The following is a 16,635-nucleotide window of genomic DNA, read 5'->3' on the forward strand; positions in this document are numbered from 1 at the left end:
TGCGATCACCTGAGTGGTGCTTGGGCCAGGATTGCTGCCTAAAGTAGTCATTGGCCGAGAATCTCCAGCAATCGTGGTGCGATCTTGTCCAGTGGGCGAATCTCCATGGCGGCGTCGATGGCCGCAGCCGCTTTCGGCATGCCATATACCGCACTGCTTTGTTGATCCTGAGCGATGGTCAGGTAACCCCGTTGGCGCATGAGTTTGAGCCCCTGCGCACCGTCCCGGCCCATGCCCGTAAGCAAAACGCCAACGGCATCGCCGTTCCAGTGATGGGCTATGCTGTCGAAAAACACGTCGATCGACGGTCGATAAATTTCGTTGATCGGCTCGGCGGTGTAGGCCAGCGTGCCGTTCTTCAACAAACGGATGTGGTGATTGGTGCCAGCCAGCAGGACCGTGCCGGGTTGCGGCGGCTCGCCTTCCCGGGCCAGACGCACGTCGAGGCCGCTGGCGCTGGCGAGCCACTCGGCCATGCCGGCAGCGAACACCTGATCAACATGCTGCACCAACACGATGGCTGCGGAAAAATCCCGTGGCAAACCCTTGAGCAGGACTTCCAGCGCCGCCGGTCCGCCAGCGGACGAGCCGATGGCAATCAGCCGCTGACGCGAAGCGGAACTGCGCAGAGAGCTGGGCGCGGGCCGCTCGCGCTGAGCACGGTCGCCGATCAGCCAGCCGATGTTCATGATTTTGCGCAACAGCGGCGCGGCAGCTTCCTGAGCGTTGCCGGCACCCAGTGCCGGCGTGTCGACCACATCCAGCGCACCGTGGCCCATGGCCTCGAACACCCGGTGCACGTTCTGCTGACGGTCGACAGTGACGATGACGATGGCGCACGGAGTCTCAGCCATGATGCGCCGCGTCGCTTCGATGCCATCCATGACTGGCATGATCAGGTCCATCAGGATCAGATCCGGGGTGTTCTCGGCGCAACGCTGCACCGCCTCGGCGCCATTGACGGCGACCCAGACCACTTCGTGTGCCGGCTCGAATGCCACGGCGCGGCGCAAAGCCTCGACCGCCATGGGCATGTCGTTGACGATGGCGATTTTCATGAGCGCGGGCCTCCAATTAGCTCGACCACTGCATCAAGCAGGGCGTCGTCATGAAAACTGGCTTTGGCCAGATAATAGTCGGCGCCGGCGTCCAGGCCACGCCGCCGATCTTCCTCGCGGTCCTTGTAGGACACGACCATCACCGGCAGCGATTGCAGGCGGTTGTCGCGGCGCAATAGCGATACCAGCTCGATACCGTCCATGCGCGGCATATCAATGTCGGTGATCAACAGGTCGAAATCCTCCGAACGCAGCGCGTTCCAGCCATCCATACCGTCCACCGCGACGGCCACGTCATAACCGCGATTGAGCAACAGCTTGCGCTGCAATTCGCGCACAGTGAGCGAATCGTCCACCACCAGAATCCGTTTGCGCGCCGCTTCCACCGCTTGATTGCTGTGCCGTGCGATCCGTTCGAGGCGCCCGGTATTGAGTAGCTTATCGACCGAACGCAGCATGTCTTCAACATCGACGATCAACACCACCGAGCCGTCGTCGAGCAGCGCACCGGCGGAGATGTCCTGCACTTTGCCCAGACGCTCGTCCAACGGCAAGACTACCAGCGTGCGTTCGCCAATGAAGCGCTCCACCGCCACACCGTAAATCGCCTCGCGCTCGCGGATCACCACGACTTTGAGCGTGGGCTGGTTATGCTGGCTCGCCGGGCGTTGCAGCAGCTGGCTCGCGGCCACCAGGCCAACATGCCGGCCTTCGTACCAGAAATGCTGCCGGCCCTCGAGCTGAACAATGTCTGCAGGTTCGAGATCGCACATGCGTTCGATGTGCGCCAGCGGAAAGGCATACGCCTCGTCGCCGACCTCTACCACCAGGCTGCGCACCACCGACAGTGTCAGCGGTACTTCGAGATGGAAGCGGCTGCCCTCGCCCGCCGTCTGTTCCAGCACCACCGCGCCGCGCAGTTGCCGCACCATGTGCTGGACTGCGTCCAGGCCGACGCCGCGACCGGACACTTCTGTGACCTTGTCGCGCAGGCTGAAACCCGGCAGAAACAGAAACGTCAGGAGTTCATCTTCGCTCAACTGCGCAGCTGTTTCGGCGGGGGACAGCTGACGTTCGATGACGCTGCGGCGCACCTTCTCCAGATCGACACCCTGGCCGTCATCGCTCAATTCCAGCACCAGCAGGCCTGCCTGATGTGAGGCACGCAGGCGAATCACGCCCTCGGCGGGTTTGCCGGCCAGCAGCCGTTGCTCGGAAGATTCGATGCCGTGATCCACAGCATTGCGCAACAGGTGCGTGAGCGGCGCTTCGAGCTTTTCAAGGACGTCGCGATCAACCTGGGTTTTCTCGCCCTCAATCTCCAGGCGCACCTGTTTGCCGAGACTGCGACCGAGGTCGCGAACCATGCGCACCTGTCCGCTCAACACATCGGCAAACGGGCGCATGCGACAGGCCAGCGCCGTATCGTAGAGCACCTGCGCGCGCTGGCTGGCCTGCCAGGCAAACTCATCCAGCTCGGCATTTTTCTCCACCAGCAACTGCTGGGATTCCGTCAGCAGACGGCGCGCATCTTCGAGGGCTTCCCGCGCCTCCAGGCTCAAGGTCATTTCCTTGAGCTGCACGTTGAGATTTTCCAGTGCGCGCAGACCGTTGCCCTGCATGCGCTTCAAACGCTGCATGGTCGCCAGGTGCGGTTTGAGCCGCAGGGTTTCCACCAGCGACTTGCTCGACAGATCGAGCAGGCTGTTCAAGCGCTCGGCCGTAACGCGCAATACACGCTCGCCATTTTCGGTAGTGCGTCTGGTTTTGCGCGGCGGATCGACAGGAACGACCGGCGCGACAGTCGGCGGCTCGACTACGGGCACCGGCACTTCGATCACCGCCTCTTGCGACTCGGCCATAAATGGCGCGATCGGCGTGCTGATCGGCGCCGCCAGTGCCAGAGGGTCCAGCAACTTTGCCATCAGCGCCACATAGTGTTCGATGTCGGCAGGCGTCGGCGCAGCGTTCGGCGTGGCGATGCGCATCAACATATCGGTGCCCTGCAGCAACGCGTCGATGTGCTCGGGCCGCAGGTACAGGCGCCCTTCCTGCGCACTGACCAGGCAATCTTCCATCACATGGGCGACGCTGACACCGGCCTCGACCCCGACGATCCGCGCGGCGCCTTTGAGTGAATGGGCTGCGCGCATACACGATTCAAGATGATTGGCTTGAGTCGGATCGCGCTCCAGCGCCAGCAGACCAGCACTGAGCACCTGTGTCTGGGCCTCGGCTTCCAGGCTGAACAGCTCGAACAACGAGGCGTCGCGCATTTGCTCGGGGGTCATGTGAGGCTCCGGGACACGGCGGACAACAGTTGTTCTTCATCCAGCCAACGCAGGCTGCGGCCCTTGAATGACAACACGCCCCGGGTGAATCTGGCGCTGGCGTGGCTGCCCGAGCGGGACGCCGCGTCGAGCAGGCGTTCGTCGATGGCGTGAATGCCATCCACCTCGTCCACCGGCACCACCACCGGCCCGCCCTGCGCGGCGATGATCAGCATGCGTGGCGTCACGCGCGCTCCGGGTGTGACGCTGCTCGCACTGTCCAGGCCCAGAAGATCGGCCAATGACAGGCACGCCACCAGCGCGCCGCGCACGTTCGCCACGCCGAGCAAGGCTCGCGAGCGCTGATGCGGCAGCGAGTGAATGGCCTGCAGGGGTGCCACTTCGACCAGGCTGCGCGTGGCCAGAGCGAGCCATTCTTCGCCGAGACGAAACATCAACAGTGAACGGGTTTTGACGTCGCTTTGCAGTTCGACCGCGATCTGCCCGCGGTCCTCCTGCTGCAAGGCGTAGCGATCGAGCAGGCGCGTGGCCGCGGCGCCGTACACCGCGCAATTGCGGCAATGAATGTGCTCGCCCAGCAACGGGCAGGATTTGTCGCCATGGATGCCGATGCGGTTCCAGCAATCGTCGATGGCCTGGGCATCTTCATGAATCAGGCTAAAGCTGTCGGCCCCAGTCATCGTTTACGCTCGCTGTCGGCGGTGCGCGCTGCGCGCTCTTGCAAACGTCGGGCTCCGGCCGCGTTGCCCTGCGACTGCAACAAAGCCGCCAAATGCATCAGTGCTTCGCCATGTTGCGGGTCGAGGTACAACGCCTTGCGGTAAAAACCCTGGGCTTCGAGGGTGCTGCCGGCGACATCGCTGAGCAATCCCAGCCAGTAAAACACTTGGGCCACGGGTTCGTGGCTACGCAAGTATTGCTCACACGCCACACGGGCCTCGGCACTTTTGCCTTCGTTGGCCAGCGCGGCAATGTTCGCCAGTAACGTGGCCGCGTCCGGGCTGGCGGCTTTTTTCGCCCGCGGCAGCGGCGTGACCGGTGCGAAGGGTCGGCGCACGGTAGGTGGCGCACTGCTGGCGAAAGGTTTTGCCGGCAACGGCTGGCGCACCGGCAGCGGCGTTGCAGCGAACGCCGCAACAGGTTCGGGCGCACGCTGCCGACTGAACGCGAAAGACTGCGCGATGCCGATTGAACGCATGCCCAGAAGCCCAAGCAAACTGCCCTCTGCCGGGCCGATAAACAGTACACCGTCGACATGGGTCAGGCGCTTGAGCACTGCGAAAACTTGCTGCTGGGTTGGCTGATCGAAATAGATCAGCAGGTTGCGGCAGAACACAAAGTCGTACGGTGGCTCGTTCGCAAGCAAGGTCGGATCGAGCAGATTGCCGACCTGCAATCGCACTTGCTCAAGCACGCGTTCGCTGAGCCGATAGCCGTCACCTTCGGCGCTGAAGTAACGCTCGCGAAAGCTGAGGTCCTGACCGCGAAATGAATTCTTGCCGTACAGCGCTCGCCTGGCCTTTTCCACCGAGAGCGGGCTGACGTCCATGCCGTCGACCTTGAACTGATGCGGTTTGAAACCGCCATCGAGCAACGCCATCGCTATCGAATAGGGTTCTTCACCGGTGGAACACGGCAGGCTGAGGATGCGCAGCGCGCGCAAGTGGTTGATGTCGTCGAGGCGCTTCGCAGCCAGTTTCGTCAGGGTGGCGAACGACTCCGGGTAGCGAAAAAACCAGGTCTCGGGAACGATCACCGCTTCGATCAGCGCCTGCTGCTCATCGGACGAACCTTGCAGCGTATGCCAGTACTCATCCGCCGTTTGTGCCTGTGATGCGGTCGAGCGCTGGCGCACGGCGCGCTCGATGATCGCCGGGCCGACCGACGTCACGTCCAGGCCAATGCGCTCTTTGAGGAAATCGAAAAAACGCTGATCACTGCTCATGGGCGCTCCTCGAGCGACGCAGGATCCCGTGGCGGTGAGGGGAACAACAGCCCGCGAACCTGCTCATCGAGCAAATCGGCTACGCGCACCCATTGCAGCAGCCCATGGGCATCTTCACGCACGGGACCAAGGTAACGTGCCTGGCGATTGTCCAGGCCATACGGCTGAAATTCCGAAGGATTGCAGCGCAGCGTGTCGGTGGCCTGTTCAAGAATCAGCCCGAGCAATTGCGCCTTCCCGGTGGGGGCCGGACGGTAATGCACCAACACCAGACGCGTGCTGGTGCGCGCCTGCGCCGGCTCGCCAAAGGTCAATGCGCCGAGGTCGATGACGGGCACCACGACGCCTCGGTAGGCGAACACCCCCGCGACCCAATCCGGCGCGTGGGCGATCGGTTTCAGCGGTAACCGCGGCAGCACTTCCGCCACTTCGGTGGCCGGCAAGGCGTAGCGCTCTTTGCCGATGCGAAACAGCAGAAACAACACCTGCATAGCCGACTTCACGGCACTGCGCTTGAGGGTGATCTCGCTCATCAGACTTTGAATCGCGAAACGCCGCCACGCAGCCCTACGGCGACCTGGCTCAATTCGTCGATGGCAAAACTGGCCTGGCGCAAGGATTCGACGGTCTGGCTGCTGGCATCACCCAACTGCACCAGCGCGTGGTTGATCTGCTCGGCGCCGGTAGCCTGCGCCTGCATGCCTTCGTTGACCATCAACACGCGCGGTGCCAGCGCCTGGACCTGGTGAATGATCTGCGACAGCTGCTCGCCGACCTGCTGCACTTCCGACATGCCACGACGCACTTCTTCGGAGAACTTGTCCATGCCCATGACCCCGGCCGACACGGCCGACTGGATCTCGCGCACCATCTGCTCAATGTCGTAAGTGGCGACGGCGGTCTGATCGGCCAGACGTCGCACTTCGGTGGCGACCACGGCAAAACCGCGACCGTATTCACCGGCCTTCTCGGCCTCGATGGCGGCGTTCAGTGACAACAGATTGGTCTGGTCGGCAACTTTGACGATGGTCACCACCACCTGATTAATGTTGCCGGCCTTTTCGTTGAGGATCGCCAGTTTGGCGTTGACCAGGTCCGCTGCGCCCATCACCGAATGCATGGTCTCTTCCATCCGCGCAAGGCCCTGTTGCCCTGAGCCGGCGGCGACCGAGGCCTGGTCGGCAGCGGTGGAGACTTCAATCATGGTGCGCACAAGGTCACGGGAAGTGGCGGCGATCTCACGGGACGTCGCGCCGATTTCCGTGGTGGTGGCAGCGGTTTCGGTAGCGGTGGCCTGCTGCTGTTTGGAGGTGGCGGCGATTTCGGTGACGGAGGTGGTGACCTGCACCGAGGAGCGCTGCGCTTGCGAAACCAGTGAAGTCAACTCGGCCATCATGTCGTTGAAGCCGGTTTCAACGGCGCCAAATTCGTCCTTGCGCTCCAGATTCAAGCGACCGCTGAGGTCGCCGGTGCGCATGATCTCGAGGATTTCCACGATGCGGTTCATCGGCGCCATGATCGCGCGCATCAGTAGCAGACCACAGAGACCTGCGGCCAGCACCGCAACCAGCAGAGACACGCCCATGACGGCTTTGGCGGAGATGACTGCGTCAAAGATGGCCGTGACATCCTGATCCGCGACTGCTTTATTTACTCGCGTGATGTCATTGAGCTTCATGCGCCCGGCGGTCCAGGCCGGCGTGAGTTGTTCATGGAACAACTTGATCGCTTCGGCGTCCTGATTCTGTTTGCGCAGGTCGAGCACCGACGCGAGGACCTTGTTGTATTGCTCGTGAATCTTCTCGAAGAGCGCGTATTCGACCCGATCTTCTTCGGTGGTCACCGTGTGCTGGTAGTTGGCCATCTGCTCTTGCACGCGCTGGGCATACCCTTTGAAGCTTTCGGCCTCTTCGGCGCTGAACCCTTGCCCTTCTTTCAGTCCGAGCATTTCCTGAGTGTGCAGGTAAGTGTCAACCCAGGCGCTGCGAAGCATTGAGCTGTAATAAAGCCCCGGCAACGCATCTTCACGAACGCTGGTTTCGTTTTCTTCTATCTTCAACAGCCGCGAATAAGACGCAACGACCATCAGCAGCATGATGGCGATGATCACCGCAAAGCTCGCCAAAATCCGTTGGCGCAACGTCCAGTTCTTCACAGTCAATCCTCGGGGCTGTTTCAAATGCTGGGGAGTATAGCCGAGGGGCGTGTTTCAAATTTAGAGCGGATGTGGGGCAGGTCTCATCTTTGGCGGAAAATTTGGGCTGGCCTGAAGATGAGTGGTGTGAGGGATGGTGCCATCGCAAGCAAGCTCGGCGCCTACAGGAGTGGATCACGAAATGTGTGATCGACCCAAAATCGTAGGAGCAAGCTTGCTCGCGATAGCGATTTCCTGCCTTAAACGGAGGCCTGACGAACCTGCTTCTCCAGCTCGGCCTTCAACCCTGGCTCGAGCTTCAACTGGCGCGCCAGCTCATCCAGATAGGACTTTTCCATGAAGTTCTCTTCGTCCACCAGCATCACGCTGGCGATGTACATTTCGGCAGCCATTTCCGGGGTGCTGGCGGCGCGCGCGACATCGGCAGGGTCGAGCGGCTTGTTGAGTTCAGCGTGCAGCCATTGCTTCAATTCCTGATCGTTGTCGAGTTTGGTGAACTCGCCTTCGATCAATTCGCGCTCGCGCTCATCGACGTGGCCATCAGCCTTGGCCGCTGCGACCAGCGCCTTGAGAATCGCCTGACTGTGCTCTTCAACCTGGGCCGGTGGCAGACGGTCGACAGTTTGAGGTTCGATGTTCGAGACGTTGCCTTGCTGAGCCTGCCAGTTGCCGTACGCCTTGTAGGCAATCACGCCCAGCGCCGCGAGGCCGCCGTAGATGGCGACCTTGCCGCCCATCTTGCGCGCCTTTTTGTTGCCCAGTAGCAGACCGATAGCACCGGCCGACAGCGCACCCCCACCCGCGCCGGAAAGCAGTCCGCCCAAGCCACCGGATTTGCCGACGCCGCCGAGCAACCCGCCGAGGCCGCTGCTGGAGGATTTGTTCTGTGAGCCGCCGGCCTTGTTCTGCAACAGGTCCTGGCCGGATTTAAGCAGTTGATCAAGCAAGCCACGCGTATTCATTTTGCTGTCTCCACGAAAGGTAACTGGATCATCAGGCCATCAGCCTAGTGCGAAGTGCCCTGACGCTGCCGTCGAGTGTGCTTCCAGATGTTGCTCGTTCCTTGATAGCTAATAAAGGTGGGGGCCAGTCGTTCGAATAAAAAGATATACACTTGAGCGAATCTATCGTCGGAACAAACCCCGCTGACCGCCCTGCGTCTTTGGTTTCTACAACGCCGGGCAGGATTGCACCGCCGCATGCCGCATCTACGCGCAGGCTGGTATCTACGAGAAATTCGTCGAGAAACTGGGTGAAGCGGTCAGCAGCATCAAATACGGTTTGCAGGACGACCCGACCACCGAGCTTGGTCCGTTGATCACCGCGCAACACCGCGACCGTGTGGCCGGGTTTGTCGAACGCGCCGTGGCGCAGTCTCACATCCGTCTGGTAACTGGCGGCAAAGCGGTCGAAGGCAACGGGTTTTTCTTCGAACCAACCGTGCTGGCGGATGCGCAGCAGGACGACGAAATCGTTCGCCGCGAAGTGTTCGGGCCGGTGGTGTCGGTGACCAGGTTCAACGATGAAGCGCAGGTGCTGGGCTGGGCCAACGATTCCGATTACGGCCTGGCGTCGTCGGTGTGGACCGCCGATGTCGGTCGCGCGCATCGCCTGTCGGCGCGGCTGCAGTATGGTTGCACGTGGGTGAATACGCATTTCATGCTGGTCAGCGAAATGCCCCACGGCGGTCAGAAATCTTCCGGGTACGGGAAGGACATGTCGATGTATGGGCTGGAGGATTACACCGTGGTTCGGCATGTGATGTTCAAGCATTGAAGAAAGCTGCAAGCGGCAAGTGTTGAGCTGCAAGAAAGCAACAGCATCGTCGGAACGCCGCCCGGAGCAAGCTCAGCTCCCACAGCAAGCTCGCTCCCACAGGGTTGGTGTCGTTCAGATGATTGCTATTCGACTCCGCACCTGTAGGAGCCGGCTTGCCGGCGATGGCGTCCCTCCGGCACCAAAGCGACCCAAGACACCCACAAGGATTGAACATGGATATCACCCGCCGCGACTTCCTCAACGGCGTTGCAGTCACCATCGCTGCGGGCATGACCCCGCTGCAGATTCTTCAGGCCGCGCCCGATGGGCGTTATTACCCACCCGCGCTCACCGGCTTGCGTGGCAGCCACGTCGGCTCGTTCGAAATCTCTCACCAGCTCGGCTGGGAAAAGAAGGTCTTTGATACCGACAAGCTGCCAATCAGTGATGAATATGACCTGGTGGTGGTCGGCGGCGGTCTCAGCGGTTTGTCAGCCGCCTGGTTTTACCGTGAGAAACACCCGAAAGCGCGCATTCTGATTCTGGAAAACCATGACGATTTCGGCGGTCATGCCAAGCGCAACGAATTCTCTGCCGGCGGCCGCACGATCATCGGCTACGGCGGCAGTGAAGCCTTTCAGTCACCGACTCATCTTTTCAGCAAAGAAGTGAACGGCCTGCTGAAAAATCTCGGCGTCAACATCAACCGCTTCGAGACGGCCTTCGACCGCCAGTTCTACCCCGACCTGGGCCTGTCGCGCGCAGTATTCTTCGACAAAGAAAACTTCGGCGAAGACAAACTCGTCAGCGGCGACCCCACGCTGATGGTGGCTGACGACATCGCACCCGATCAACTGCACGCTCGCTCGATCACCGATTTCATCAACGATTTCCCGTTGCCGCAAAGCGATCGCGCTGCCCTGATCGCATTGCACACCGCGCCCAAGGATTACCTCGCCGGCAAAACCATCGAGGAAAAAAACACTCACCTGGAGTCCACCAGTTACCAGGACTTCCTGCTCAAGGACGTAGGACTTTCGGCTCAGGCCGTGAAGTATTTTCAAAGCCGTACCAATGACTTCATGGCGCTGAGCATTGATGCCGTCGCCGCGGCCGACGCTTATTCGTTCGGTTTCCCAGGCTTCAGTGCGATGAATCTGGAGCCGATCAGTGAAGAAGCCCGGGCAGAAATGGAAGAGCCCTACATCTACCACTTCCCCGACGGCAATGCCTCGCTCGCTCGCCTGTTGGTGCGCAGCCTGATCCCGTCGGTGGCACCGGGGCACACGATGGACGATGTCGTGCTCGCTGCATTCGATTACGCCAGGCTGGATCAGCCGAATGCGCCCGTGCGCATCCGCCTTAACAGCACCGCGGTCAGCGTGCGCAACGTCGGCAGCGGCGTAAACGTCGGCTACAGCCGTGGCGGCCAGCTCAGCCAAGTGCGCGGCAAACACTGCATCATGGCTTGCTACAACATGATCATCCCGTACCTGCTGCGCGACCTGTCCGCCGAGCAGTCCCATGCTCTGAGCCAGAACGTGAAATTCCCGCTGGTGTACACCAAAGTGGTGATCCGTAACTGGGAGTCGTTCCAGAAACTGGGCGTTCACGAGATCTACGCGGCGACCCAGCCGTACAGCCGCATCAAGCTCGACTATCCGGTGAGCATGGGCGGTTACGATCACCCGCGTGATCCGAAACAGCCAATCGGCTTGCACATGGTTTACGTGCCGACCAGCCCTAACAGCGGCATGAACGCCCGCGATCAGGCCCGTGCCGGACGTGGTCGCCTTTACGGTCAGTCCTTTGAACAGCTGGAAGCGCAACTGCGCGACCAGTTGCAACGGATGCTCGGCCCTGGCGGCTTCAAACACGAAACCGACATTCTGGCTATTACGGTCAACCGCTGGTCGCACGGCTATGCGTACTTTTCCAACAGCCTGTACGACGACTCCGATGAAAGCGAAAGATTGATGAACCTGGCGCGTAAGCCGGTTGGGCGCGTGAGCATTGCCAACTCGGATGCCGCGTGGAGCGCGTATGCGCATGCAGCAATCGATGAAGCGTATCGCGCGGTCGGAGAGATCGGCTGACGCAGCAAGCGCCATTTCAAGTGTTGGCCGCGACGCTCGTCGCGGCCAGTGCCCTTTACGCCTCAGAAGCGCGAAACACTGCGCATTGCGTCGACCAGATAGCGCATCGCTATCTGGTCGCTCTCCGATAACTCGCGATAGCGCTCAAGCAGCTTCGCTTCCTCTGAATTCAAACTGCGCCTTCGCCGAGCGGTCGCCAGGCAGGGCAAAATTCCTAACATCTGGGTGAAGCCTTGTACTTTTGACATGGACGATGTCCTTCTATCCGTTAAAGATGACTTCCAATACCGCATCGCCCTTCCATTTTTCAGCAGCGACCTCGTGCCAACTGAACCCCACCGGTCTGAGGGCAGAAACCGGTCATGCCCATAGAATAGGAACTATCCCAGCGCTGAAAAGGAGTTTTTAGAGTAATTAGTCAAAAAAAGCAGAAATGCCCTCAAAATCAGAAGAGGCTGTCAGAAACGTTACCCGGAAATGTCTTGTTTCATTGCTACGCTATCATCCAGCCATCAACCAATTTTTCTCCCCAAGCGAACCGTTTAAGCTATTTGGCATCTGTTTAAAGTCCGTTGCGTTTGGCCGAAGGCATGTCCGAACCTCCATTTCTGATCCAGCACGTGCCAGGAACGGCGCGGGATTGTTCACGACAGGTTGTACTTATGCACCGCAGGAATTTGCTCAAAGCTTCCATGGCCATCGCTGCCTACACCGGTTTGTCGGCCTCCGGCCTGCTTGCAGCACGCGCTTGGGCCGGTGATAAAACCGCCGATGGCGAGGCGCATTTGTTTGACTTCGAAACGCTCAAGTCCCAGGCCAAGGAGCTTGCCGGCAAGGGTTATCTGGACACCAAGCAGGTGTTGCCGCCGACGCTGGCAACCATGACGCCGCAGAACTTCAACGCGATTCGCTACGACGGCAATCACTCCCTGTGGAAGGATTTGAAAGGTCAGCTGGATGTGCAGTTTTTCCACGTCGGCATGGGCTTCAAGCAGCCGGTGCGCATGTACAGCGTCGATCCGAAGACGCGTCAGTCTCGCGAAGTGCACTTTCGCCCTTCCCTGTTCAATTATGAAAAAACCACAGTCGACACCAAACAGCTCAAGGGTGACCTGGGTTTTGCCGGGTTCAAGCTGTTCAAGGCCCCGGAGCTGGACCGGCATGATGTGCTGTCCTTCCTCGGCGCGAGTTATTTCCGGGCAGTCGATGCCACTGGCCAATATGGCCTGTCGGCCCGTGGTCTGGCGATCGACACGTACGCCAAAAAGCGTGAGGAATTCCCCGACTTCACCAAGTTCTGGTTCGAGACCCCGGACAAGGACAGCACCCGTTTTGTCGTATATGCCTTGCTCGACTCACCGAGCGCGACCGGCGCTTACCGTTTCGATATCGATTGCCAGGCCAGCCAGGTGGTCATGGCCATCGACGCCCACATCAATGCGCGTACCGCGATCGATCAATTGGGCATTGCGCCGATGACCAGTATGTTCAGTTGCGGCACGCACGAACGGCGCATGTGCGACACGATTCACCCGCAGATCCACGACTCGGATCGTCTGGCGATGTGGCGCGGCAACGGTGAGTGGATCTGCCGCCCGCTGAACAACCCGGCCACCCTGCAATTCAACGCCTTCGCCGACACCGACCCTAAAGGTTTCGGTCTGGTGCAGACCGATCACGAATTCGCCAGTTATCAGGACACGGTCGACTGGTACAGCAAACGTCCGAGCCTGTGGGTAGAACCTACAACCGCGTGGGGCGAAGGCTCTATCGATTTGCTGGAAATTCCTACAACCGGCGAGACGATGGATAACATTGTCGCGTTCTGGACGCCGAAGAAACCGGTCGCCGCAGGCGATTCCCTGAACTACGGTTACAAGCTTTACTGGAGCGCGTTGCCGCCGGTCAGTACACCGCTGGCCCGAGTCAACGCTACCCGTTCCGGGATGGGCGGCTTTATCGAAGGTTGGGCCCCGGGCGAGCATTATCCGCCGGTCTGGGCGCGCCGCTTTGCCGTCGATTTCAATGGCGGTGGTCTGGACCGCCTGCCGGAGGGTACGGGCATTGAACCGGTGGTGACCTGCTCCCACGGCGAGGTCAAGGATTTCAGCGTACTGGTGCTCGATGACATCAAGGGCTACCGGATTCTGTTCGACTGGTACCCGACCAGCGACAGCGTCGAGCCGGTGGAAATGCGCCTGTTCATCCGCACCAATGACCGGACGCTGAGCGAAACCTGGTTGTATCAGTATTTCCCGCCGGCGCCGGACAAGCGTAAGTACCCATAAGAACGGGTTGAACCCTTCGTCACACCACACCTCCCCCCGCTAGAAACACAAAAGCCCCGGTCACGACGACCGGGGCTTTTTGCATTTCAACACTTCAATTTACGAAGCCGAACGCACCGCACCTTGCGCAACATTGGTCGGCTGCAACTTGAACACGTAAAACAACACTGTCAGCAGCACCAGGAAACCGGGGCCGACATACAGCGCCACACGGGTGTCCGGGAAGTACGCCATCAGGCCAACCACTACCACCAGGAACGCCAGCGCCAGATACGAGCTGACCGGGTAGAGCCACATCTTATAGGTGAGGCCGGCACGTTCACTGGCGCTAAGGCCTTTGCGGAATTTGAGCTGGGCGAGCAGGATCATCACCCAGGTCCAGATCGCGCCGAAGGTGGCGATTGCAGTCACCCAGACGAAGACTTTTTCCGGGACCAGATAGTTGAGCAGCACGCCCAGCAGCAGGGCGCCAATCGACAGCAGGAGTGCGCGACGTGGTACGCCATTGCTGGAAGTCGTGGCAAAACCGGCTGGGGCCTGGCCGTTTTGCGCCAGGCTGTAAAGCATGCGCCCGGTGCTGAAAATGCCGCCGTTGCAGGAAGACAGTGCAGCCGTGATCACCACGAAGTTGATGATGCCGGCCGCGGTCTTGATGCCCAGACGTTCGAAGGTCATCACGAACGGACTGCCGGAGGTGCCGATCTCGTTCCACGGATAGATCGAAAGAATGACAAACAGCGCGCCGACATAGAACAACAGAATCCGCCAGAACACCGAGCCGATAGCGTTCGGGATGGTTTTCTGCGGATTCTTTGCTTCACCGGCGGTCAGGCCGATCATTTCGACGCCGAGGTAGGCGAACATAACCATTTGCAGGGACATCAATATGCCTTGCACGCCGTTGGGCATGAAGCCGCCGTGGGCCCAGAGGTTGGAAATCCCCAAGGCAACACCGTCGTTGCCGAAGCCGAATGCGATCACGCCGATACCACCGATGACCATCGCAATGATAGTGACGATTTTGATCAGGGCGAACCAGAATTCGAACTCACCGAAGGCCTTTACCGCGATCAGGTTGATCGAGCCCATGCTGATCAAGGCGGCGAGTGCCCAGATCCAGCGCGGCACATCGGGGAACCACACGCCCATGTACACCGCGACTGCCGTGATCTCGGCGACACATGTCACCAGCCACAGGAACCAGTAATTCCAGCCGGTGAGGAAACCGGCCAAAGGGCCGAGGTAGTCTTGAGCGTAACGGCTGAACGAGCCGGCGACCGGATTGTGCACGGCCATTTCGCCGAGGGCGCGCATGATCACCAGGATCGCCAGACCGCCGATGATGTAGGACAGCATGATGGCCGGGCCGGCCATTTCGATGGCTTTGGCCGAACCCAGAAACAGACCGACACCGATACAGGCACCAAGCGCCATCAAGCGTATATGCCGTTCGCCGAGTTCGCGTTTAAGCGGGCCGCCCTGAGCGGTCTCGCCTTGGGGCAGATGATTGCCGACTGGCATAGGGGTACAACCTCGTCTTGTTATTGGATATGACCACCGAGTGTCCAGGTGCAGGCCGGTAAGCCATGTGCCTGTGTGAAACCGGTGCTGCTTCGTGGGCAGCACCGTCTTGTAGGACAAAGCCTGCAAGATCAGCGGGGCGAGCAGTATAAAAAGCTTCGCACAGGGTTTTTCACTCTATAAACCACAACATTCAGCGAGAAGTCTCGGGGAAACAGCGGTTTGCGGAGGGGCATTACCTGTGACGCGTAGGATTTTTCGCAGTTGAAACGGCGCGGATTATTGCACAGCATTGGTGCATCGTCATGGGTGTGTGGAGGGATTGGTAATGGCTGGTAGCACGCGGTTGGAGTTTTGTGGGGAGAGGGCTTCATGTGGTGACTGGGCTTTCTGTGGCGAGGGGGCTTGCCCCCGTACGGCTGCGCAGCAGACGTCTTGCTCAACGTCGCAGTTTTGAGGGGGGACTGCTGCGCAATCCAACGGGGGCAAGCCCCCTCGCCACATCAAGCCCGCTTGGCACAAAGGTCCCCTCGCCACTGGCATGCCTTCGCGGAAACGCCTCTGCTGGTCACTTCGCTGGATCTTGCACAGGAATCAGACATTTCACTCAACAGTCTTAGCATCCTTGAAGGTCACTGCCTACTAGCCTGAAAGCATCAATTAACCCCTTGCAAGGAAGCAATGGATTGCCAACTCAACCTAACTCCCACCGTCTGCGCTTTGGCCGACATTCCGAGCCCGGTCGCGCTTATCTCGTCACCGCTGTCGTTCACAACCGCCAGCCCATATTTTCCGACTGGCGAATGGGACGTCTGCTGGTTTCAGAATTTCGGCGCGCTCAGGAAGAGGGATCTGTGGACTCAATCGCCTGGGTGGTGATGCCTGACCACTTTCATTGGTTGATGCAACTTCAGGGCAGCAACCTTGGCAGGGTCATCGGCGCCACCAAGGCACGCTGCAGCCACGCTATTAACAAACTCACCGGTCGGCACGGCCCATTGTGGCAAACGGGGTTCCACGATCGGGCAATACGTGATGGCGAAGACCTTCTGCCGTTCGCGCGGTACATTGTTGCCAACCCTCTGCGCGCAGGATTGGTGGAAAAAATCGGCGATTACCCATTGTGGGATGCCTGCTGGCTGTAGTGCCAAACACCGATTGTGTTAGGAGATTTATCCCCTTTGGATACCTGCTGGATGTAGCGCCTGACTCTGATTGTGGTGAGGGGATTTATCCCCGTTGGATACCTGCTGGATGTAGCGCCTGACTCTGATTGTGGTGAGGGGATTTATCCCCGTTGGGGGGCGCAGCCGCCCTGATTTAGTGACCGCGTTCTTTCTGCTGCACCGCGTGCGCAGGTATTACGGCTGCTGCGCAGCCGAACGGGGATAAATCCCCTCACCACAGATAAACCTCCTCACCACAGATAAACCTCCTCACCACAGATAAACCTCCTCACCACAGATGAATCCTCTCACCACAGTAAAAGTTTCGCCGCACAAGAAAAGAGGCAATTCCCTCTT

12 protein-coding genes and 1 pseudogene are annotated in these 16,635 nt (G+C 59.8%); 4 read left to right on the top strand and 9 right to left on the bottom strand.

The annotated features are described in order from the left end of the window. Positions 1–47: 47 nt before the first annotated feature. The 7 genes from cheB to ACYZTS_RS02010 form a co-directional block, all read right to left on the bottom strand. On the bottom strand, positions 48–1,058 hold the full coding sequence (gene cheB / locus ACYZTS_RS01980) for a chemotaxis-specific protein-glutamate methyltransferase CheB (RefSeq protein WP_461993636.1): 1,011 nt from the start codon (positions 1,056–1,058) through the stop codon (positions 48–50). Further along, positions 1,055–3,349: a response regulator gene (locus tag ACYZTS_RS01985; RefSeq protein WP_461993638.1), complete on the bottom strand. Its 2,295-nt coding sequence runs from the start codon at positions 3,347–3,349 to the stop codon at positions 1,055–1,057. Before ACYZTS_RS01985 ends, cheB begins: the two co-directional genes overlap by 4 nt. Then, positions 3,346–4,029 carry a chemotaxis protein CheW gene (locus ACYZTS_RS01990; RefSeq protein WP_461993640.1) on the bottom strand — a complete coding sequence of 228 codons (684 nt, stop codon included), beginning with the start codon at positions 4,027–4,029 and terminating at the stop codon, positions 3,346–3,348. Before ACYZTS_RS01990 ends, ACYZTS_RS01985 begins: the two co-directional genes overlap by 4 nt. Then, positions 4,026–5,294, bottom strand: coding sequence for a CheR family methyltransferase (locus tag ACYZTS_RS01995; protein ID WP_461993642.1), 1,269 nt, complete (start codon positions 5,292–5,294; stop codon positions 4,026–4,028). Before ACYZTS_RS01995 ends, ACYZTS_RS01990 begins: the two co-directional genes overlap by 4 nt. Continuing rightward, positions 5,291–5,827 (bottom strand): chemotaxis protein CheW, encoded by a 537-nt coding sequence (locus tag ACYZTS_RS02000; RefSeq protein ID WP_461993644.1) that lies wholly within the window; start codon positions 5,825–5,827, stop codon positions 5,291–5,293. The genes ACYZTS_RS01995 and ACYZTS_RS02000 overlap by 4 nt, the downstream gene beginning before the upstream one ends. Further along, positions 5,827–7,449, bottom strand: coding sequence for a methyl-accepting chemotaxis protein (locus ACYZTS_RS02005; RefSeq protein ID WP_461993646.1), 1,623 nt, complete (start codon positions 7,447–7,449; stop codon positions 5,827–5,829). Before ACYZTS_RS02005 ends, ACYZTS_RS02000 begins: the two co-directional genes overlap by 1 nt. Before the next feature lie 239 nt (positions 7,450–7,688). Beyond that, positions 7,689–8,411 (bottom strand): tellurite resistance TerB family protein, encoded by a 723-nt coding sequence (locus ACYZTS_RS02010; RefSeq protein WP_028622603.1) that lies wholly within the window; start codon positions 8,409–8,411, stop codon positions 7,689–7,691. A 199-nt stretch (positions 8,412–8,610) separates the two neighbouring features. On the opposite strand from ACYZTS_RS02010, the pseudogene ACYZTS_RS02015 reads away from it, so the two are divergent. Together ACYZTS_RS02015 and ACYZTS_RS02020 are read left to right on the top strand one after the other, a co-directional pair. Continuing rightward, positions 8,611–9,225, top strand: a pseudogene (locus ACYZTS_RS02015) (aldehyde dehydrogenase family protein); the annotation flags it as partial. Between the two features lie 215 nt (positions 9,226–9,440). Continuing rightward, on the top strand, positions 9,441–11,303 hold the full coding sequence (locus ACYZTS_RS02020; RefSeq protein ID WP_461993648.1) for an NAD(P)/FAD-dependent oxidoreductase: 1,863 nt from the start codon (positions 9,441–9,443) through the stop codon (positions 11,301–11,303). A gap of 62 nt (positions 11,304–11,365) precedes the next feature. Here ACYZTS_RS02020 and ACYZTS_RS02025 read toward each other — a convergent pair whose 3' ends face one another. Beyond that, entirely contained in the window at positions 11,366–11,551 is a 186-nt protein-coding gene (locus ACYZTS_RS02025) for a hypothetical protein (RefSeq protein ID WP_461993650.1), read from the bottom strand. 414 nt (positions 11,552–11,965) lie between these two features. Between ACYZTS_RS02025 and ACYZTS_RS02030 the strand changes: the two genes are divergently transcribed. Next, complete coding sequence (locus tag ACYZTS_RS02030) at positions 11,966–13,591, top strand: glucan biosynthesis protein D (protein WP_461993652.1); 1,626 nt, start codon at positions 11,966–11,968, stop codon at positions 13,589–13,591. A 99-nt stretch (positions 13,592–13,690) separates the two neighbouring features. Here the strand turns inward: ACYZTS_RS02030 and ACYZTS_RS02035 are convergent, their stop codons facing one another. After that, positions 13,691–15,112: an amino acid permease gene (locus ACYZTS_RS02035; protein WP_461993654.1), complete on the bottom strand. Its 1,422-nt coding sequence runs from the start codon at positions 15,110–15,112 to the stop codon at positions 13,691–13,693. 686 nt (positions 15,113–15,798) lie between these two features. Between ACYZTS_RS02035 and ACYZTS_RS02040 the strand changes: the two genes are divergently transcribed. Continuing rightward, complete coding sequence (locus tag ACYZTS_RS02040; RefSeq protein ID WP_461993656.1) at positions 15,799–16,257, top strand: REP-associated tyrosine transposase; 459 nt, start codon at positions 15,799–15,801, stop codon at positions 16,255–16,257. The last annotated feature ends 378 nt before the right edge of the window (positions 16,258–16,635 follow it).

The sequence above is a fragment of the Pseudomonas sp. TMB3-21 genome (assembly GCF_054898145.1).

What these genes read in the sequence shown, in the direction of transcription:
- cheB (WP_461993636.1), bottom strand. Translation starts at nt 1,058, where the DNA reads ATGAAAATCGCCATCGTCAACGACATGCCCATGGCGGTCGAGGCTTTG.
- ACYZTS_RS01985 (WP_461993638.1), bottom strand. Translation starts at nt 3,349, where the DNA reads ATGACCCCCGAGCAAATGCGCGACGCCTCGTTGTTCGAGCTGTTCAGC.
- ACYZTS_RS01990 (WP_461993640.1), bottom strand. Translation starts at nt 4,029, where the DNA reads ATGACTGGGGCCGACAGCTTTAGCCTGATTCATGAAGATGCCCAGGCC.
- ACYZTS_RS01995 (WP_461993642.1), bottom strand. Translation starts at nt 5,294, where the DNA reads ATGAGCAGTGATCAGCGTTTTTTCGATTTCCTCAAAGAGCGCATTGGC.
- ACYZTS_RS02000 (WP_461993644.1), bottom strand. Translation starts at nt 5,827, where the DNA reads ATGAGCGAGATCACCCTCAAGCGCAGTGCCGTGAAGTCGGCTATGCAG.
- ACYZTS_RS02010 (WP_028622603.1), bottom strand. Translation starts at nt 8,411, where the DNA reads ATGAATACGCGTGGCTTGCTTGATCAACTGCTTAAATCCGGCCAGGAC.
- ACYZTS_RS02020 (WP_461993648.1), top strand. Translation starts at nt 9,441, where the DNA reads ATGGATATCACCCGCCGCGACTTCCTCAACGGCGTTGCAGTCACCATC.
- ACYZTS_RS02025 (WP_461993650.1), bottom strand. Translation starts at nt 11,551, where the DNA reads ATGTCAAAAGTACAAGGCTTCACCCAGATGTTAGGAATTTTGCCCTGC.
- ACYZTS_RS02030 (WP_461993652.1), top strand. Translation starts at nt 11,966, where the DNA reads ATGCACCGCAGGAATTTGCTCAAAGCTTCCATGGCCATCGCTGCCTAC.
- ACYZTS_RS02035 (WP_461993654.1), bottom strand. Translation starts at nt 15,112, where the DNA reads ATGCCAGTCGGCAATCATCTGCCCCAAGGCGAGACCGCTCAGGGCGGC.